Origin of the sequence: Sphingopyxis sp. OAS728 (assembly GCF_014873485.1) — a bacterium.
Lineage (GTDB): Bacteria > Pseudomonadota > Alphaproteobacteria > Sphingomonadales > Sphingomonadaceae > Sphingopyxis.
In genome coordinates this window covers 416,185-436,845 of record NZ_JADBDT010000001.1, presented here as the reverse complement: position 1 = coordinate 436,845, position 20,661 = coordinate 416,185, and the positions used below count along the sequence as shown (strand labels likewise).

At 64.0% G+C, this 20,661-nt stretch carries 12 protein-coding genes; 6 read left to right on the top strand and 6 right to left on the bottom strand.

The window, feature by feature from the left end; all coding sequences use genetic code 11:
* The first annotated feature begins 552 nt into the window (after positions 1–552).
* The 5 genes from GGC65_RS02140 (at position 553) to GGC65_RS23755 (ending at position 13,928) form a co-directional block, all read left to right on the top strand.
* Positions 553–8,946 (top strand): Ig-like domain-containing protein, encoded by an 8,394-nt coding sequence (locus tag GGC65_RS02140; RefSeq protein ID WP_192645656.1) that lies wholly within the window; start codon positions 553–555, stop codon positions 8,944–8,946.
* 33 nt (positions 8,947–8,979) lie between these two features.
* On the top strand, positions 8,980–10,338 hold the full coding sequence (locus GGC65_RS02135) for a TolC family protein (RefSeq protein ID WP_192645655.1): 1,359 nt from the start codon (positions 8,980–8,982) through the stop codon (positions 10,336–10,338).
* On the top strand, positions 10,335–12,425 hold the full coding sequence (locus tag GGC65_RS02130; RefSeq protein WP_192645654.1) for an ATP-binding cassette domain-containing protein: 2,091 nt from the start codon (positions 10,335–10,337) through the stop codon (positions 12,423–12,425). The genes GGC65_RS02135 and GGC65_RS02130 overlap by 4 nt, the downstream gene beginning before the upstream one ends.
* Before the next feature lie 2 nt (positions 12,426–12,427).
* A complete protein-coding gene (locus GGC65_RS02125) occupies positions 12,428–13,582 on the top strand; it encodes an HlyD family efflux transporter periplasmic adaptor subunit (protein ID WP_192645653.1) in 1,155 nt (384 codons plus the stop codon).
* Positions 13,583–13,697: 115 nt separating this feature from the next.
* Positions 13,698–13,928: a S41 family peptidase gene (locus GGC65_RS23755; protein WP_192645652.1), complete on the top strand. Its 231-nt coding sequence runs from the start codon at positions 13,698–13,700 to the stop codon at positions 13,926–13,928.
* Between the two features lie 445 nt (positions 13,929–14,373).
* Here GGC65_RS23755 and GGC65_RS02115 read toward each other — a convergent pair whose 3' ends face one another.
* The 3 genes from GGC65_RS02115 to GGC65_RS02105 are packed head-to-tail and all read right to left on the bottom strand — an operon-like array spanning position 14,374 to position 16,268.
* A complete protein-coding gene (locus tag GGC65_RS02115) occupies positions 14,374–14,772 on the bottom strand; it encodes a nuclear transport factor 2 family protein (RefSeq protein ID WP_192645651.1) in 399 nt (132 codons plus the stop codon).
* 45 nt (positions 14,773–14,817) lie between these two features.
* Positions 14,818–15,516: a pirin family protein gene (locus tag GGC65_RS02110; RefSeq protein ID WP_192645650.1), complete on the bottom strand. Its 699-nt coding sequence runs from the start codon at positions 15,514–15,516 to the stop codon at positions 14,818–14,820.
* 53 nt (positions 15,517–15,569) lie between these two features.
* Positions 15,570–16,268 (bottom strand): pirin family protein, encoded by a 699-nt coding sequence (locus tag GGC65_RS02105; protein WP_192645649.1) that lies wholly within the window; start codon positions 16,266–16,268, stop codon positions 15,570–15,572.
* A gap of 112 nt (positions 16,269–16,380) precedes the next feature.
* Between GGC65_RS02105 and GGC65_RS02100 the strand changes: the two genes are divergently transcribed.
* Positions 16,381–17,310, top strand: a complete 930-nt coding sequence (locus GGC65_RS02100) for a LysR family transcriptional regulator (RefSeq protein WP_192645648.1) — start codon at positions 16,381–16,383, stop codon at positions 17,308–17,310.
* Here the strand turns inward: GGC65_RS02100 and GGC65_RS02095 are convergent.
* From GGC65_RS02095 to GGC65_RS02085, 3 genes are read right to left on the bottom strand one after another with little or no spacing between them, the layout of a single operon-like run.
* On the bottom strand, positions 17,307–18,665 hold the full coding sequence (locus GGC65_RS02095; protein WP_192645647.1) for an alginate export family protein: 1,359 nt from the start codon (positions 18,663–18,665) through the stop codon (positions 17,307–17,309). The genes GGC65_RS02100 and GGC65_RS02095 overlap by 4 nt on opposite strands.
* Positions 18,665–20,254 carry an MFS transporter gene (locus GGC65_RS02090; RefSeq protein ID WP_192645646.1) on the bottom strand — a complete coding sequence of 530 codons (1,590 nt, stop codon included), beginning with the start codon at positions 20,252–20,254 and terminating at the stop codon, positions 18,665–18,667. Before GGC65_RS02090 ends, GGC65_RS02095 begins: the two co-directional genes overlap by 1 nt.
* Positions 20,251–20,661, bottom strand: a complete 411-nt coding sequence (locus tag GGC65_RS02085) for a DoxX family protein (RefSeq protein WP_192645645.1) — start codon at positions 20,659–20,661, stop codon at positions 20,251–20,253. The genes GGC65_RS02090 and GGC65_RS02085 overlap by 4 nt, the downstream gene beginning before the upstream one ends.

Sequence of the window (20,661 nt, the reverse complement as noted above, 5' to 3'; positions counted from 1 at the left end):
TCGGCCAGTTTCGTTTCGGGATGATCGGCTGCGGCCAAGTTCGGAGGAATGGTCTACCGACAGGTGGAGCTCGCGAAAATTGTCCGGTCGGAGCTCATGTGGCGCTGTCGACTTGGGGCGATTAATGCCCGGCGCGGTCGCCCGTCCTCGCCTGACGTCATGAACAACCTCCAGAATGGATCGCATTTTTGCTCGCCTCCAAGGCAGAGCTTGGCGGCTTACCGTCCCTCACGGCCGTTTCAGCCGGGAGTTTGCCGTTGTTCCGACATGAGCATTTTCGAACAACTTAACTTTTGTAAGCGAGCTCAATTTTTTTGAGGCTTATCGCATTGTGGTTATGCAACTTATAGATGAGTTTCGCGTTGTTGAAAATGGAACGGGCATACGGGGTATTTTGCTTAGGTGTCTAAATAAAATTCGGCTTGGGATGGTCGATCTAAGTTTTAGATATTTTAAGCTTTAGTTAACATTTTTGAATATTGATTCGATCACATGTGACAATAAAGTCGAGAACGGGACCAGTTTCAACATCTCATCTTGGGAGGTTTGGGGATGGCTCAGGGTAAATTGGTCGACTATGTCCTGCTCGATAAAATGTCCGGACGCCAAATATCGTCTTCAGGTACCCGAATAGATTTGAAATCGCCCATGGTCGTGAAGCTGTTTTCGCGACGCGACGAGATAAAAGAGATCGTTCGCGAGGGCGATAGTCTCACAATAAGGTTCGATAATGGCGATGCGCTGACCATCGACCATTTTTTTACCCAAGACAGCAGTCTGTCCAACGACCTCATCCTTGAGGATCGTGACAGCGGAGCACTTTGGCAATGGTCGCCGACCGCGACGGGCGGTGACGGTCTGGTGCCGCTGCAATCGGTCGAATCCCTGCTGATCGCGGGAGAAAATCATTCGATCTTGCCGATCCTTCTCGGTGCGGGCGCGATTGCAGGCCTTGCGGCGGTTGCAGCTGGCGGCGGTGGCGGCGGGGGGAGCGACAACGTTCCGGGTAATGGAAATACCCCCAACAGGACGCCCACGGCGGTCGACGATACGGCAAGCGCGAACGAAGACACGCCATTCAGCTCGACCGTTCGGCTCGTGGCCAACGACACCGATGCCGATGGCGACGCGCTGACCGTGGTCGCCGGGACCTTTGCGACGGCGCAGGGTGGGAGCGTGACGATCAATGCGGACGGCAGTTATATTTATACGCCGGCCCCCGATTTCAGTGGCGCGGACAGTTTCAACTACACCGTGAACGACGGGCGCGGCGGCAGTGATGTCGGCACAGTGACGCTCACGGTCGCTGGCGTTAACGATGCGCCCACGGCGGGCGCAGACTCGGCGACGACATCCGAAGATACGCCAGTGGTGGTCGATGTCCTCGCGAACGACAGCGACGCCGAAGGCGGCGCTTTGACCGTCACCGCCGCCACCGCCACGAACGGTACCGTCACGATCGACCCAGCGACGGGCGCGCTGACCTATACGCCGAATCCGAACTTCAGCGGCAGCGATACGATTACTTATACGGTGAGCGACGGCACTGGTGGATCGAGCAGCGGGACGGTCGCTATCACGGTCTCGCCGGTCGCGGATGTCCCGGTTGCGGGTGCCGACACGGCGACAACCGATGAAGATACGGCGGTCGTGATCGACGTGCTAGCCAATGACAGCGATGCCGAAGGCGATCCGCTGACGGTCACCGCCGCAACGGCAACGAACGGCACGGTGACGATCGATTCGGTGACGGGCGCGCTCACTTACACCCCGAATGCGAATTTCAACGGCAGCGATACGATCACTTATATGGTGAGCGATGGCGCAGGGGGAACTGGTACCGGGACGGTCGCGGTGACGGTATCCCCCGTCGCCGATGCGCCGGTCGCAGTCGACGATGTCGTGACCACCATCGAAGATACGCCGTTCAGTTCGGTGGTCAGCCTGATCGCGAACGACACCGACGGCGATGGCGATGCATTGACTGCGGTCGCGGGCACCTTTGCAACCTCACAGGGCGGCAGCGTGACGATCGCGGCGGACGGCAGCTATGTCTACACGCCCGCGGCGAACTTCAACGGGACCGACAGTTTCACCTATACGGTGACGGACGGGGCGCTGACCGACACGGGTACGGTGGTGCTGACGGTTACGGCGGTGAACGATGTCCCCGTTGCAGGCGCCGACGCCGCGTCCACCGCCGAGGATACGCCGGTGGTTATCGATGTGCTGGCGAACGACAGCGATGCCGAAGGCGACCCGCTAACGGTCACGGCCGCTTCCGCGGCGAATGGTGTGGTGTCGATCGATCCGGTGACGGGCGCGCTTACCTATACCCCGAATGCGAACTTCAGCGGCACCGACACGATCACCTACACGGTGAGCGACGGGGCGGGTGGAACGACCACGAGCACGGGGACGGTCATGGTGACGGTGTCGCCGGTCGCGGATGCGCCGGTCGCGGTCGACGACGTGGTGACGGTGGTGGAGGACACGCCGTTCAGTTCGGTGGTCAGCCTGATCGCGAACGACACCGACGGCGATGGCGATGCATTGACCGCTGTCGCGGGCACTTTTGCGACGGTGCAGGGCGGTAGCGTTACGATCGCGGCGGACGGCAGCTATGTCTATACGCCGGCCGCTAACTTCAGCGGCACCGACAGCTTCATTTATACGGTGACCGACGGCGCGCTTACCGACACCGGTACGGTGACTTTGACGGTCACCGCGGTGAACGACGCGCCCTTGGTGGGCGCCGATACCGCATCGACGGCCGAGGACACGCTGGTGGTGATCGACGTGCTGGCGAACGACGGCGATGCCGAAAGCGATCCGCTCACCGTCACGGCTGCCTCCGCAACGAACGGAAGTGTGGCGATCGACCCGGTGACGGGTGCGCTGACCTATACCCCCAATGCGAACTTCAGCGGCAGCGACACGATCAGCTATACGGTGAGCGACGGGGCGGGCGGTACGAGCACAGGGACAGTCGCGGTGACGGTTTCGCCGGTCGCGGATGCACCGGTGGCGGTTGACGATGTTGTGACCGCCACCGAAGATACGCCGTTCAGTTCGGTGGTCGGCCTGATCGCGAACGACACCGACGGCGATGGCGATGCATTGACCGCGGTTGCGGGTACCTTTGCGACCGCGCAAGGCGGCAGCGTCACGATCGCGGCGGATGGCAGCTTCGTCTATACCCCTGCGGCGAACTTCAACGGCACTGACAGCTTCATTTACACAGTGACCGACGGTGCGCTGACGGACACCGGCACCGTGACGCTCAATGTCACGGCGGTGAATGACACGCCTGCCGCAGGTACGGACACCGCATCTACTGCCGAAGACACGCCGGTGGTGATCGACGTGCTCGCCAACGATGCCGACGCCGACGGCGATCCGCTGACGGTAACGGCTGCCTCCGCAACGAACGGAAGCGTGGCGATCGACCCGGTGACGGGTGCGCTGACCTATACGCCCAATGCCAATTTCAACGGCAGCGATACGATCAGCTATACGGTGAGCGATGGCACGGGGACGAGCGCTGGAAGCGTCGCGGTGACGGTTTCGCCTGTGGCTGATGCGCCAGTCGCCGTCGACGACGTGGTGACGGTGACGGAGGACACGCCCTTCAATTCTGTGGTCGGCCTGATTGCGAACGACACCGACGGCGACGGCGATGCATTGACCGCGGTCGCCGGTACGTTCGCGACGGCGCAGGGCGGCAGCGTGACGATCGCAGCGGACGGCAGCTATCTCTATACGCCCGGCGCGAACTTCAACGGCACCGACAGCTTCCTCTATACGGTGACCGATGGCGTTCTGACCGACACGGGCAGGGTAACGCTGACCGTAACCGCGGTGAATGACGTTCCGGTCGCCGGCGCCGATACCGCGGCCACGGCAGAAGACACGCCCATGGTGATCGACGTGCTCGCCAATGACAGCGACGCCGATGGCGACCCGCTCACCGTCACAGCCGCCACTGCGGCCAACGGGACGGTGAGCATCGACCCCGTTACGGGTGCGCTCACCTACACGCCTGACGCGGGTTTCAGCGGCACCGATACGATCAGCTACACGTTGGACGACGGTGCGGGCGGAACGGTCGGCGGGGCCGTGGTCGTGGTCGTATCGGCGGGCGCCGCCGTACCGGTCGCCGTTGACGATGCAGTCAGCGCCACAGAAGATACGCCTTTCGTGTCGGCCGTGAGCCTGATCGCCAATGACACGGACGCCAACGGCGATGCTCTGGCGGCGGTTGCGGGCACTTTTGCGACGGCGCAGGGCGGCAGTGTCACGATCGCGGCGGACGGCAGCTATGTCTATACGCCGGCGGCGAATTTCAGCGGCACCGACAGCTTCATCTATACCGTGACCGATGGCGTTCTGACCGACACCGGCACCGTGACGCTGACCGTGGCGGCGGTGAACGACGGCCCGGTTGCGGGCGCCGACACGGCATCGACAGCCGAAGATGTGGCGGTCGTGATCGACGTACTGGCGAACGACAATGATGCCGATGGTGATCCGCTGACGGTGACGGCCGCTTCCGCAACCAATGGTGTGGTAACGATCGATCCGGTGACGGGAGCGCTCACCTATACGCCCAATATAAATTTCAGCGGCAGCGATACGATCACCTACACGCTGAGCGACGGTGCGGGCGGAACGACCAGTGGGACAGTCGCGGTGACGGTGTCGCCCGTCGCCGATGCACCCGTCGCGATCGATGATGTGGCGACAGTGACCGAAGACACGCCGTTCAGCTCGGTGGTCAGCCTGATCGCGAACGATACCGACGGCGATGGCGACGTTTTGACGGCGGTGGCCGGGACCTTTGCGACCGCGCAGGGCGGTAGCGTCACGATCGCGGCCGATGGAAGCTATGTCTATACGCCGGCGGCGAACTTTAGCGGCACCGACAGCTTCATCTATACGGTGACCGACGGGGCGCTCACCGACACCGGGACGGTAACGCTGACGGTGGCAGCAGTGAACGACGTGCCTGCGGCAGGCGCCGACACCGCGTCTACGGCCGAGGATACGCCCGTGGTCATCGACGTTTTGGCGAACGACAGCGATGCCGAAGGCGATCCGCTCACCGTCACGGCCGCCTCGGCGACGAACGGAAGCGTTACGATCGATCCGGTGACGGGTGCGCTGACCTATACCCCCAATGCGAACTTCAGCGGCAGCGACACCATCACCTACACGGTGAGCGACGGTGCAGGCGGAACGAGCACGGGGACGGTGGCAGTGACGGTGTCGCCCGTCGAAGATGCACCCGTCGCGGTCGACGACGCGGTGACGGTGGTGGAGGACACGCCGTTCAGCTCGGTGGTCAGCCTGGTCGCGAACGATATCGACGATGACGGCGACGCCTTGACCGCGGTGGCCGGCACCTTCGCGACCGCGCAGGGCGGCAGCGTCACGATCGCGGCGAATGGAAGCTATGTCTACACCCCGGCGGCGAATTTCAGCGGCACCGATAGCTTCCTCTATACGGTGACCGATGGCGCGCTGACGGACACCGGGACGGTAACGCTGACGGTGACGGCGGTGAACGACGTGCCTGTCGCAGGCGCCGATACCGCTTCTACCGCCGAAGATACGCCGATTGTTATCAACGTGCGGGCGAACGACATCGATGCCGATGGCGATCCGCTGACGGTGACCGCCGCTTCCGCAACCAATGGTGTAGTAACGATCGACCCGGTGACGGGTGCGCTGACCTATACGCCCAATGCCAATTTCAACGGCAGCGACACGATCAGCTACACGGTGAGCGATGGCAATGGCGGCACAGCCGCCGGCACCGTCGCCGTTGTCGTCGCGCCCGTTAACGATGCACCCAGCGTGGTCAATGCGAGCGCCAGCGTGGCTGAATCGGGGCTTCCCGGCGGCCTGCTCGACGGCGGGGCCGTGGCGGCACCGACAAGGGCTACCGGCACGATGACGCTGTCGGATATAGACGGTTCCATAACCAGCGTGGGCGTGACCGGTCCGGCCGGTCTGACGTCCAACGGAGCGCCGATCAGCTGGGCGGGGAGCTTTGCCGGCGGCGTCTATACGCTGACCGGCACGGCCGGCGGTGCCACGGTCGCCGTGCTGACTCTGAACACGTCGGGCGCCTATAGTTTCGACCTGGCGCGCCCGCTCGATCACGCAGTCGCGGGTCAGGATCTACTCTCGCTGGGCTTCGTCGTCACGGCGACGGACAGTGGCGGCGCGTCGTCGGACGGCCTGCTCACGGTCGACGTCCGCGACGATGGACCGGCGGCGCAGCCCGCCGAGCATATCGTCGTCGGCGTGCCCGGCCAGGCGTCGGGCGATCTGGCTGTCGGCTATGGCGCGGACGGCGGCCATGTCCAATCCATCACCCTTGGCACCTATACGCTGACCTACGACCCCGACGCGGATGCTATCACGGGAACGGGTACGCTTGGTACGGTTGCGAGCTGGAGCTTCGACCCTGCGAGCGACCGGTTGCTGATCAACACGACCGCGGGCGAGACGATTTCAGTCGATATGGTGACGGGCGAATATGATTATGCAGCGCTCGCGACAGCCGCCTCGCAAGCGCAGGGACCGGTGGTCAACGTCAATGCGTCGGCGAGCCTGCTCGGCCTAGTCAATGCCGATGCGCTGGATCTGATCGGTATCGGCACCGACCAGATGCTGACCGCGGTCGATGCCAACAACAATATCTCGCAAGTTCAAATTCGTGCGGAAGCGCTGCTGGGCGCCGGTCTGAGCCTTAGTACCAGCGCGGGCTATCATCTCGCCTGGTCGGCCGCGATGGCGGCCGAATTCGGCCTGACCGTGGTCGAAACCAACAATATCTTCGCGATCACCATCGGCATCCCGCCGCTGGCGGTGAGCGTGAATACGCAGTCCTTCTCCGCGCTGTCGATCACATCGACCAACGGGCAACCGATCGACAATCTGCGGCTGAACGAATTTCTGGCGACGGTCTATGTCCAGCAGGCGGGCGGCCTCAATCTCGCGGCGCTGAACCTTTTGCCTACCATCTCGATCACCGCGACCGACGCGACCGGGGCTGTCGCAACCGATTCTGACAGGGACCTGCTGGGGACGAGCTTGCTCGACCCCTCGAACGATCCCGCGGGTGTTACGGAGGGCACGGCTGCAGCGAACACCCTGACCGGTACGGCTGAGGACGAGCGCCTTTATGGCTACGCCGGGATTGATAATCTGAGCGGCGGTGCGGGCAACGATCTGCTGCGCGGCGGCCTTGGCAATGATGTATTGAACGGCGGTGCGGGCAACGACATCATCGTCGGCGGCCGCGGGAATGACGCGCTGACCGGCGGGACGGGGAACGACCGCTTTATATGGGAGGCCGGGGATCAGGGAGCCGCGGGTGCTGCCGCACTCGACGTGATCACCGACTTTAACGGAGCACCCGTCAGCGCGGGCGGCGACATCATCAACCTGGCAGGGCTTCTGCAGGGAGAGGCTGCGGTCGGCAATATCGCGGGCAATCTCGCCAATTATATCCACATCGCCGTCGCCGGCGGGAACACGATCATCTCGCTCAGCTCGACCGGGGGCTTCGCAGGCGGCTTCAATGCGGCGCTGGCGGACCAGCAGATCCAGCTTTCGGGTGTCGATCTGACCGGCGGGCTTACGTCGCAGTCCGAGATCATCGGCAGGCTGCTTGCGGGCGGCAATCTGGTCGTCGCGCAGGCGAACGGTTCGGCGCAGGCGAACCGGCTGACGACGATCGAGGCGGTGATCGCCGACAATGACGGGGACACGGCATCGACTTCGGTATCGTTCGACAGCCGCACGCCGACGGTCACGCCAGGCAATCAGGCGCCCATCGCGCAGGCGACCGATGTCGACCTGCTCGGCCTTGTGGGTTTGAGCGCGCTCGACATCATCGACCTCAGTCGGCAAGCGGTTGTCGCGTTCGACCCCGACGACAATCTGCAGCGGGTCGTCGTGTCCTACGCCGCGCTGGTCAGTCTGAATCTGGCCGATGCGGAACTGACCGTTTCGAACGCCCTGGCGGCCGAACTCGGATTGTCGGTGTCGGTCGTCAATACGGCAGGCATATTGGGCGTCGTCGGCCCAACCTCGACGCTGACGATCACGTCGGCCGATGGGCGAGTGATCGACAATTTTGCGGTGAACCAGCTGCTGGCGACGATGCAGCTCGAGTCAGGCGTCAACTTGCTGGCGCTTTTGCCGCCGGCCAGTCTTGATGTCAGCCTGCTTGGAACTTTCAGGGTCACCGCGACCGATTCCGACGGTGCGGTCGATACCGACCTGATCTCGACGCTCGCTAACGCCGACGTTCTCCAGGGGCTGCTCGGCGCGGGCGGCAGCCCCGACATCGTCGAAGGCACGGCGGCAAACGACAATCTGACGGCGACGCCGGCCGGATCGATATTCGAACGTCTTTATGGCCATGCGGGGGACGATACGCTCGACGGAGGCAGCGGCAATGACCTTCTGGCCGGCGGTGCCGGCAATGACGTGCTGACGGGAGGGATCGGCAATGACATCCTGATCGACGGCAATGGCGCCGATATTTTCAACGGCGGCGCCGGCAATGATATCCTCGTCCTTTCGGGCCTCAATTTCCTCTCGATCAACGGAAATGCAGATTTCGACACGCTGGTGCTCGATGGCATCGACCTCTCGCTGAGCGGAGGCGGTAGCGTAACCAATATCGAGCGTATCGATCTCGGCTTCGACGATGACAGCAATGTGCTCGATATCTCGGAGGCCGGCATTTTGGCGGCGACCGGTGGCGGCGTCCTGCAGGTCACGGGCGACACAAATGACATCGTAAACCTGAATGGCGCTTGGACCGTGGGTGCAAGCCCGACCATCGGTGGCACGGTCTATGACCAATATATGCTGAACGGCGCCACAGTTCTGATCGAGCAGGGGGTCCATGTCATTGCATAGTCTCGCTGTATCTTTTTGCGTTCCAATGCGGGCATGATCGGCGACACGGAGGCGGCGGGCGGCGCCGCAGCGGGGTTGCGCTTCAAGCAACGACGAGGGCAGGTCGTGCCCCCGTTGCTGGCGGCATTGTCGCTGATCGTCCTGCCCGACCCGGTGTCCGCGCAGGCGGCCGCGCCGACTTACGGCCCGCCGGGCGTCGAGGAAACGCGCGCCGAGGGGGTGGCCTGGTTCGATCCGCAATTGGAGGAATTGGCGAACCGCGCCGTCGCGGGCCACCCTTCGATCGCTGCGGCGGAAGCGAATGTCCGTGCGGCCGGGGCCGACCTCCGGGCTTCGCGCTGGCAGCGCTTTCCTAGCCTTGGCGTCGAGGGGCTGATCCTCGGCCAGCGAAGCGACCGGGCGCAAGCGACCGTCACGGTCGAGCAGCCGATATGGACCGGAGGCCGGATCAAGGGCTCGATCAGCCGGGCGCGGGCGGCCGAGCAGGCGGCACTGGCCAGCTACGATCAGGCGATCCTCGACATCGCGTTGCAGGTGGCCGCGTCCTACTATGAATTTTTCCGGGCAACGCAGCGCCGCGCGATCCTGGACAACAGTCTCGAACAGCATCAGCGCCTGCTCGCATCGATGGAGCGGCGGGTTGCGCAGGAGGTCAGCCCGCGGTCCGATCTCGAACTTGTCCGTGCGCGGACCGCGCAAGTCTCGCAGCAGATCAATCTGACGGTTGCGCAACAGCAATCCGCGGTTCAGCGCCTTCGCGAGCTTGTCGGCGATCCCTTCTACACTTTGACTTCAACCTATCGCGAAGCCTCCGATCTGCCCCAGTTCGACCGCGAGGTGCTTCTCGCGGAGGGCCTCGCTTTCGATCCGGGTTTGCGCCGCGTGCGCCTGGAGGCCGAGGTCGCCGACGCCGACACCCGGATAGCCAGAGCCCAGACATTGCCGCAACTCAACGCGCAATATGGATATGGCGAGTTTAACGGCCACCAGATCGGCTTGGCGTTGCGGATGCAGATGGATGGCGGTCTGTCGCGCTTTGCCGCCGCCGATGCCGCGCGTCTGCGGCAGGTATCGAGTGAGGCGCAGATCGGAACCGCCGAACGCGAGCTACGCGACATATTGGTGATCGATCACGTCGAATATGAAGCTGCGACGGCGCGAGTGGAGACGACGCGTTTTTCGGCGGAAGCATCGCAGCGCGTGACCGAATCCTACATGCGCCAATTCACCAGTGGCAGACGGACATGGCTGGATGTGATGAACGCGGTCCGCGAGGGTACGACGGCGCAGATCGACGCGCTCGACGCGCGCGTAAATATGCTTGCCTATTTCAGTCGGCTCATGATGCGGACGGGGCGATGGCAACCGGCCGACGAGGCGCGCGGCCTATGACCCAGCTCTATCTGGAACTGATCGAGGCACTGGCCCGGCGACACGGCGTCAGCCTAGCGCCGGATTGGGCGGCGGGCGTGCCCGATGATCTGGATATCGGCGATCCCGACGGTCTTGATAAACTTGCTGCGGCGCTCGGTTGGCCCGAGCCCCGGCGCATAAGCGAGCGACCGCGCGCCAACGCTTTCCCGCTGCTCATTCTCACGCCCTCGGGCTGGGCGCTTGCGGAACAGTGGGAAACGCGGGCGACCATCCGCGCATCGGCAATCGGCGGGGTAGAACAGGTCGTGTGGGACAGGAGCTGCCTGTTGGTCGAGATGCGTTTTCCGGCAATGGCCGAAAGACGCAACTTCATGCGCGCACACAGCATTTTCTGGTCCGCGATCATGCGCCGCAAACATATTTTGTTCGAGGCGATTGTTGCGACGATCGTGGTGAACACACTTGCGCTTGCGACGTCGCTCTACTCGATGCAGGTCTATGACCGCGTTATCCCTCGCGGGGGTTTTGCGACCCTTTGGGTTCTGACGGCGGGGATCGGCTTTGCGTTGCTGATCGACTTCGCGATGCGCGTGATCCGGGCGTTGATGGTCGGGCGCGAGGCCATGGCGGTCGATGCCGAAGTGTCCGAATATTTCTTCGACCGCATGCAGGCCGTGCGCCTCGACGCGCGCCCGCCGGGTATCGGGACGATGGCGGCCCAATTGCGCGGACTGGAGCAGGTTCGCCAGCTTTTTTCCTCGGCTTCGATCTTCGTTATGGCGGACCTGCCGTTCGCGCTGCTTTTCCTGGCCGTGATGGCGGTGATCGGCGGCGTCGTTGCGATCGTGCCGCTCGCAATCTTTGCCCTGTCGCTGCTACTCGCCTTCGTGTTTTCAAAGGGAATTCGCGAACATGCCGACAGGACTCAGGTTACGGGCAATCGCAAGAACGGCCTTTTGGTCGAAGCGCTCGATGCCTCGGAAACGATCAAGGCCAACCGGGGCGGATGGCATATGCTCGCCGCGTGGAACGATTTGATCGACGCGGTCAACGGCCATGACGTAAAGGTCCAGCGCTGGTCGGTTTTCGCCAGCCAGACCTTCTCCTTTCTTCAGCAGATCGCATACGTCGGCATCGTCGTGTGGGGCGCCTATCGCGTCAATCAGGGCGAGATGACGATGGGCGGGCTGATTGCCTGCACGATCATCAGCGGCCGGATAAACGGCCCCCTCGTCGCCTCGCTGCCCGGCTTCGTCGTCCAGTGGGGTTATGCCCGCGCGTCGCTCCGCGCGCTCGACCAACTGCTGGCGACGCCGAGCGATCAGCCGCTCGATGTGCAGAAAATCCGCCCCGATACGCTCGCATCGGTGCTGAAGGTTGAAAATGCCGCATTCGCGCATGGGGAATCGCGTTTCGGCCTTGGCGTTCCCAAACTGGAAATCGGACCGGGAGAACGCGTCGGGATCATCGGATCGGTCGGCGCGGGCAAATCGACGTTGCTCCGTATGCTGGCCGGGCTCGTTCCACCGCAAAAGGGGCATGTCTTGCTCGGCGGAATCGCGCTCGACCAGATTGCCGAAGACAGTTTGCGGCGCGAAATCTGTTATTTCCCGCAGGACTACCGACTGGTGTCGGGAACCTTGCGCGACAATCTGACGATGGGCTTGCCCAATGTCCCGGACGATCGCCTGCTGGAAGCCGCCTCGCGCACGGGGCTCGACGATCTGGTGCGCACGCATCCCAAGGGGCTCGACCTTCCGGTATTCGAAGGTGGGGGCGGATTGTCGGGCGGTCAGCGCACCATGGTGGGCCTCGCCCGCGTTTTCCTGCTAAAGCCGCGCTTCCTGTTGCTCGACGAGCCGACGTCCAATCTCGATCAGGAGAATGAGGCGCGCGTTCTCGCCTTCCTCGCCAAACTCAGCGACCCGTCGACGTCGATCGTCATCGTCACGCACAAGCTGCAGTTCCTGGGTGCGATGTCGCGTTTGCTGGTCATGCAGGCGGGGAGGATCGTGCTGGACGGCGACACCGCGTCGGTGCTTGAGAAATTGCGCCGCGGGGAGAAGGCGGCATCCGCCATTCAGCAGCCGCAGGCCGGGAGCTAGAAATGGCGCTGCCCAGAGTCTTTCGCCGATCGAGCATGGTCATCAACATGACTGCCATCGCGCTCGCCGGACTGATCATCTGGGCCGCATGGGCCGAGATCGATCAGGTCAGTCGTGCGACGGGGCAGGTCATTCCCGCCGGGCGGGTGCAGCTGATCCAGAGCGCCGATGGCGGCGTGATCGGCGAAATCCTGGTGCGCGAGGGCGATCGCGTCCGGCGCGGACAGAAGCTCGTCGTCCTCGACCCCGTCCGCATCCAGGCGGCGGTGGAAGAATCGCGGGCAAAGGTAGCGAGCTATCGGACGATCAAGAGCCGGGTCGAGGCGGAGCTGTTCGATCGTCCGCTGGTCTTTACCGAGGATGTTCAGTCATTTCCGGAATTCGTGGCAAATCAACGGCAGCTATACAGCCGCAGGCGGACGGCGCAGGCAGCGGACATCGGCACCTTGCGAAACATGCAGGCCATTGCGCGCCGCGAGCTCGAAATGAACATGCCGCTCCTCGAATTTGGCGACGTCAGTCGCAGCGAGATCATGCGGCTTCAAAGGTCGGTCGCGGATATCGAGGGACAGATCGCAAACCGTCAGAACAAATATCTTCAGGATCTCCAGGCCGAATATAGCCGGACCGAAGAAGAACTGGTTGTCGCCGAACAGACGTTGAAACAGCGACTAGCCGCGTTGGATGCGGCAATCCTCTTCGCGCCCACGGACGGCGTGGTCAAAAATGTGCGCTTTACGACGATCGGGGCGGTCCTGCGGCCGGGAGACGAGGTTTTGCAGATCGTGCCGACGGGGGACAAACTCATTATCGAAGCCAAGGTGTCGCCGACGGATATCGCCTATTTGCGGGTCGGCCAGAATGCTTCGGTGAAATTCGACGCCTATGATTCCTCGATTTATGGCTCGGCGGAGGGCCGCGTCACTTATATCAGCCCCGACACGCTGACCGAACAGAAGCCAACCGGCGAGCAGATTTTCTATCGCGTTAACGTCACCGCCGACGCCCGATCGCTGCGACCGAGGGCGCGAGAAAATATCGAGATCCAGCCCGGGATGACCGCGACCGTCGAAATCAAGACGGGCAAGAATACGGTGCTCGGATATTTGCTGAAGCCCATATCCAAGACATTCGGCGATTCAATGGGTGAACGCTGAGCTTACCTGTCCGCGACGTGCCTTGAGCCGCTGAATCATCTGGGCTCGGGAACCACGAAACGCAGCCCGCGCATCATCGCCGCCGGAACGACGCTGCCATGATATCTTCGTCGGCATGGGCTCGGGGCGTCATTTCGGGGGGAGCAAGCCGCTCTACATCCTCGTTTCCAATCGCACATTTTCGGCAGCCGAGCAGTTTGCCTATGACTTGCAAGCGATGAAACGCGCGGTTGTGGTGGGCGAGCGGACGGGAGGAGGGGCGCACCCTTATGAGGATAGGCCGGTCGGTGACAGGTTCATGCTCGCCTTGCCAGAGGGGGCGATCGATCAATCCCATAACGGGTGATGACTGGGAAGGTACGGGCGTGCTCCCCGACATCGAGGTTTCGGCCGATGCCGCGCTCGACGCCGCTCTGAATGCGGCGCGCGAGCAGTTTCGTAATCAAGGCGGGTCTTAACCTCGGCGCCGGCTCGACCTGGTTTCAATGGAAGAGGCTTGTCCAATCGCGCTCCGCAAAGCGCGTTAAAGTTCATGGGGAAAGATCGTCGCGGCCATCGGGAGGCCCGATCTGACCAGCGGGGTGGCGTCATGACGAAACCCTGCGGAGACTTGGGGGTTGGTAGTTTGAACCATCAACCAACCGGGAAGAGGATTGGGGCCATGTCGCGCTCAGCGGCGGTGGGCCCCATGCCAAATTCGGCGTCTGCTTTCTCGTCGTCCCGACCTGAAAGCAGACGGTCCGCAACCGGCCAGATCGCGACGGCGGCGGAGCATCGGGCAGAGTGAGGAATTAGCCGGTTGGGTTCAGCAGGACCCAAAGGCGAGCTATTCTGCCATCGACTACCTCGGCCATATCCGTTCCCGTCACCATATGCGGAATGGATGAGGTGCCCGCATACCAGCGCAGTGCCGCTATGCCGTTTTGGCCGACGCCGTCGGCTTCCGGCGTAAACCGGAAGTCAGGACCGAACTGTTCTAGCAGCTTGCCGGCGACGGCCGAGATTGCCTCACGTCCCTCGATAACAGCATCGGGCTCGTACATGATCGGGTCTGCGACATAGAGTTCTGCGATTGCAGCGGCCCGCAGGTCGGCGTTACGCTCGTTGAATACGCGCTGGAGATTTGCGCGGAGAAGCCGGTTGAAGTCGACTGGAGCGGCTTGATCGGCGCGGTCGATGCTCGAGGACATGGTCATTCTCCTTGCTCGTTTTCGGGTGTCGGCGCATTGCGCTGGTCAGGGGAGGTCGACCAGCAGTACTTCGGCGTCCGTCTCCGCCTCGACGAATAGTTTGTCTTCCGAAGTGATCGCAGCGCCGTCGCCCTCGCGCATTTCTGTTCCGTTCAGGCTCACGATTCCCGCGATGACCTGGACCCAATAGCCGCGAGCCGGGTCGAGAGTGCGTGCGAGGGTTGCGCCATCATCGAGACGAGCGATCTCCATCGCCGCGTCCTGCCGCAGCGTCAGCGATCCGTCGCGGCCGTCGCGGCTGGCGACGATGATCCAGCGGTTGCGCTCGCCGTCGTCGGCGAACGATTTTTGCTCATAGGACGGCGGACCACCGGTTTCGGCGGGGATGATCCAGATCTGGAGCAAATGGGTGCGTTCGTCGGCGCTCGGATTGCGCTCGCTGTGACGGATGCCTGTGCCGGCGCTCATCCGCTGGACCTCGCCTGCGCGGATGACGGCGCTATTGCCAAGATTGTCGCGATGCTCGACAGCGCCCCTCAGCACGATCGTCACGATCTCCATATCTTCGTGGCCATGTTCGGGCAAACCGGCGCCGGGGACGACGCGGTCTTCGTTGAGCACGCGGAGCGCACGGAATCCCATATGCTTGGGGTCGTTATAGTCGGCGAAGGAGAAGCTGTGGCGGGCGTCGATCTGAGCCCCTTGGTGACGCCCGCGGGCGCCGCGATCTCTGAACTGGATCATTCTTCTTCTCCCATGGCGGAGCGCCGCCGCGACGGCGGCGCTCCGATCTGCCGTCACGCGGCGTCGACGAGGACGATTTCGCTGTCCTCGATCGCGGTCACGCGCAGCACGTCCATATCGCTGATCGCCGCGCCGTCGCGGGCGTTCACCCGGACGTCCTCGATCTGCACCGCGCCCTTCGCCGGGACGAGGTAGGCCTTCCGGTCCTTGCCCAGCGGATATTCCGCCGTCTCGCCCGCGAGAAGCGTCGCGCCGACGACGCGCGCGTCGGTGCGGATCGGCAGCGCGTCATTGTCATTGTCATAGCCCGAGGCGAGCGTCACGAACTTGCCCGACCGTTCGCCCTTGGGGAAGGGCTTAGCGCCCCACTGTGGCGCTTCGCCGTCGCGGGTTGGGATGATCCAGATCTGGAAGATCTTCGTCGTGACGTCCTCCAGATTATATTCCGAATGACGGATGCCGGTGCCCGCGCTCATCACCTGCACGTCGCCCGCTTCGGTGCGGCCCTTGTTGCCGAGGTTGTCCTGATGCGTAATCGCGCCTTCGCGGACATAGGTGATGATTTCCATGTCGCGGTGCGGGTGCGGCGGAAAGCCGGTCTGCGGCTGGATCGTGTCGTCGTTCCAGACGCGCAGATTGCCCCAGTTGGTGCGCGCGGGGTCGTGATAGCCGGCGAAGGAAAAGTGATGCTTGGCGTCGAGCCAGCCGTGGTTGGCGCCGCCGAGGCTATCAAAAGGGCGAAGTTCGATCATTTTCAGTCTCCGTGGCGCACCGGGGTCGGCCGCCGTTGAAGAGGATTTAGGGATTGCAGGTCATTTGGTTCAGTGGGATAAATTGCTTCGAAACGTTCGAGGAAATGGAAAAGTGAGCAACCCGGGCACGCCGACGCTGGACCAGCTGCGTATCTTCCTTGCCATCGTTGACACTGGCAGTTTTGCGGCCGCCGGGCGCCAGCTCAATCGTGCCGTTTCGGTGATCAGCTATGGCATTTCCAATCTCGAGGTGCAGCTCGGCCTCACGCTCTTTGAGCGCGAGGGGACGCGCAAGCCGCAACTCACCATCGCGGGCCGCGCCCTCCTGTCGGAAGCGCGCGCGATATCGGTCGGCATCGACGGGCTGCGCGCCAAGGTGAAGGGGATGCTCGACGGGCTGGAGGCCGAGGTCGATCTGGCGGTCGATGTGATGCTGCCGTCCGAGCGGCTGGGCAAGGTGCTGCGTGCCTTTGCGGCCGAGTTCCCGACTGTGCAGCTCCGGCTCCATGTCGAGGCGCTGGGCGCGATCACCGCCATGGTACTCGATCGCAAAGCAATCCTTGGCGTGTCGGGGCCGCTGGCGGCCGGCGTCGAGGGCGTCGAATGCGTCGCCGCAGGATCGATCCCGATGGTGCCGGTGGCGGCCCCGGACCATCCGCTCGGCCGGATGGAACGCATCCCGCCCGGAGCCGGCCGCGACTACACCCAACTCGTCCTGACCGATCGCTCGCGCTTCACCGAGGGACGCGACTATTCGGTGATGAGCCCCAAGACCTGGCGACTTGCCGATCTCGGCGCCAAACATGCGTTGCTGCGGGAGGGGATAGGCTGGGGCAATATGCCGTTGCCGATGATCGAGGCCGATCTGGTTGCGGGAACGCTGGTGCAGCTCGCGATGCCCGATCATCCGGGCGGCACCTACCGCTTTGCCGGCGTCTGGCGCCGCGATACGCCGCCGGGACCGGCGGCGTCCTGGCTGCTCGAACAGTTCGTGGCACTCGGCGAGCGTGATGCCGAGGTTGCCGGGATGATCGACCTTTAGAGCTTCAGCATCGCCTCGGCGCCGATCATGCGGATCGTGCGCGCGGTGCCGGTGTCACGTATATAGGAACCTGGGCGAAAAGCCGAGAGTGAGGCTGTGAAGGAAAGCAGGTCGCTTGCCTGCCAGCCCGCCGAAATCTCGATCTGATCGCCGATATGCATCGCTCTGCTGTCGCCCGCCCGTCGGATCAACTGGCCGGGAATGTCATAAATGCCGTCGCCGCGGCTTTCGCGCCAGAAACGCGCCGCGACCAGCTCGATCGTCACGCCCTTACCGAAATCGAAATCGACGCTGGGATGGAGATTGACGATGTTGCGCGGGCCGATCGGCGAGAGTTCGCCGAAATATTTGCCCTTCGGAAAGAGTGCGTTGAAAGTGCCAAGCCGGCCGTCCGACGGGTTGCGGTCGCCGCTCGCGATATTGGCGCGAAACCGCAGGCGCGGTTTGAACGGCGCGTCAGCAATGCTCCATGCCGTTTCGGTCGCCATCGACCATGCCCGAATGCGATCGCCGCCGAAATGCCCGCGCTGGAGCATTGCTTCCCAGTTCCAGCCGAGACTGCCGCGCTTGCCGAAGAAGCGGAGGCCGAAGGTGTCGCGGGTCTCGCGGCCGGTGCGGCCGGCAAAACGGGCCTGATCATTTTCAGAGCCGAGCCAATATGCGTCGATGCCGATGTCTTTCGAGGGGGCGACTGTCGCGTAGACGCCGTCCAGCAGCCGCGTCTTCGAGGTCCGGTCGTCGAAGTCGCCGCTGCCCACCGCGATGGGCCGCAAGTGGAAGGCGTCGATACGAACCGGACCGCAATCGACGATGGCGCGGACGCCGTCGAAGGCTTGCGGAATGTTCGGGCCGTAGCGAATGCCGACGAGCCGTTCGGACCCCAGCGCGACGAGCGCGCGGCCGCCGCGCACGGTGAGGCCGCCGTCGCTGCCGAATGGAACGCGGACGTCGGCAAAACCCTGCAGCAGATCGATCCCGGTTTCATCGACCGGCCCCTTTCCAGCGCCGACACCGCGCGCGTAGCCCGCGATCCCTTGCACGAAGACGCGCGCCGGGCCGGCGTGAAGATCGGCGTGCGGCATGACACGCAGCCAGAGATAGCCATCGTCGGCGGCGGGCGGGTCGCCCCACAGATTGTCGTCGAATCCCTCGAACCGCACCCGTGCTTCGCCGCCCAACGTCAAATAGGTCGAGCCGTCCTGTATCAGCGGGATATACTTAGCCTGACGCCATCCTTCGTGCGGCGCCTCCGACAGCAGCGACCAATCTTCGTCGTAGCGAAGATTGGTTTGTTCGACCACCTGCGCCCACGCTGCGAGGGGCAGCAGCGCCGCGAGGAGGGCGAGCGCGCGCATCAACGGCGCGAGACGAAGTGGCGCACCACCGGTGGCGTGTCGCCGGTCTGGAAGGCACGCAGCGCTTCCTGCTGCACGCGGTCGGCGTTGGTCACACGGTCATGCTGGCGCAGATGTTCGAGCCAGCTTTCGACGGTGAAGCTTTCGATCACCGTGCCGGGGTGGGCGGTATCCTCGTAAATGCCCCAGTGGATCGCGCCGTCGCGGCGACGGATGCGGCGCATTTTCTGCATTTCGGCGAAGAAGGCGGGCACCTGTGCCGGGTCGATGCGATATTCGACCGTCACCAGCACCGGCCCGCTGTCATGCTCGACCGCGCCGTCGACGATCGGGGCGGGCCAGTGCGCCGAGGGGGCGAGGTCGAGCGTGCTCGCCTTGTCGAGCGGGAAGCGCCAGGCAAGCAGCAGCCCGGCGAGCGCGAGCAGCGTCGCCGCGACGAGCAGCGTCGACGGCACGCCGATGCTCGACGCGACCGATCCCCAGAGCGCCGATCCGCCCGCCATCGATCCCTGAAAGACGAGCAGGTAGATGGCGAGAGCGCGCGCCTTGACCCAGCCGGGCGAGGTCGCCTGCGCGCCGCCGTTGAGCGAGGCCATCATCGCGATCCATGCGAGACCCGCGACGAACAGCGCCGCCGATGCCGTCCAGAAGCCGCCGACCAGCGACAGCGCCGCCATCGCCGCGGCGAGCAGGACCGAGGCGGCGAGCGTGATCGTATTTGCTCCCATGCGTCCGCGCAGCTTTGGCATCAGGATCGCGCCGCCGATCGCGCCGAGCCCCATGAAGGTCAGGAGACCGCCGTAGCCCGCAGGTCCGAGCCCGAGGTCACGCCGCGCGATGATCGGCAGCAGCGCCCAAAGCCCGCTGGCAAAGACGAAGAAGCCGACCGAGCGGATCAGCACGACCTGCAGTTCGGGCGCGCGCATCGCATAGCGCAGCCCCGCGCGCATCGCGCCGACCATATGCTCGGCGGGCAGGTGGCGGTCGGGGGCCGCGCGGCGCCAGCGGAACAGGACGATGATGACGCCGACGACTGACAGCGCGTTGACCGCGAAGACGGCGGCGGGTCCGGACGCGGCGATGATGACGCCGCCAAGTGCGGGGCCGATTGCGCGGGCGATATTGACGCCGAGCGAGTTGAGCGCGACGGCTTGTTGCAGTGCCTGCTTGCCGACGAGTTCGGGCACGATTGCCTGAAATGCGGGCGCCGAGAAAGCGGCGCCGACCGCGATCAGCGCGGTGAAGACGAGCAGCACCCATGCCGTCGTGAAGCCCGACAGCGTGATCGCAGCGAGCCCGGCGGCGCCGACTAGCCCGAACAATTGCGCGCCGATCAGCAGGCGGCGGCGGTCGACGATGTCGGCGAGCGCCCCGGCGGGGAGTGCCAGAGCGAACATCGGAAAGGTCGTCGCAGCCTGCACCAGCGCGACCATCAGCGGGTCGGGCGAGAGCGAGGTCATCAGCCAACCCGCGCCGACGTCGTGCATCCAGGTGCCGACGTTGGAAACGATCGTCGCGATCCACAGTGCGCGGAACATCGGGCTGGCGAGCGGGCGCTCAGTGGCAGGGGAGATGGTAGCACTACTCATGCCTTGCGCTCCTGCACGATGGCGGCGAGCACCAGTCCACCGATCAGGCCGACATGCTCGAGGAAGGTGTTGCGCTCGTGGAAGCGCGCCATCGGATCGGCGACCTCCCAGAATGGGTGCGCGATGAGCGTCGCGGCGGCGGTAAAGACGCCGAGCGCTCCGGCGCCGAGCCAGGCCTGCCGGCCTAGGATGACGAGCAGCGAGCCGCCGATCTGGACGGCGATGGTCAACGCGACGACGAGCGCGGCGGGCTCAAGGCCGAAATGCCGCGCTTCGCCGAGCGCGCCGCCAAGGTCGAACAGCTTGGCGATGCCGCTGGTCCAGTAGGGAAGGGTGAGTAGGGCTGCGGCGACGGCCGCAAAGCGGCGGTCGCCGAGCAGGCGGGCGACAGGGGCAGGGGTGTTCAT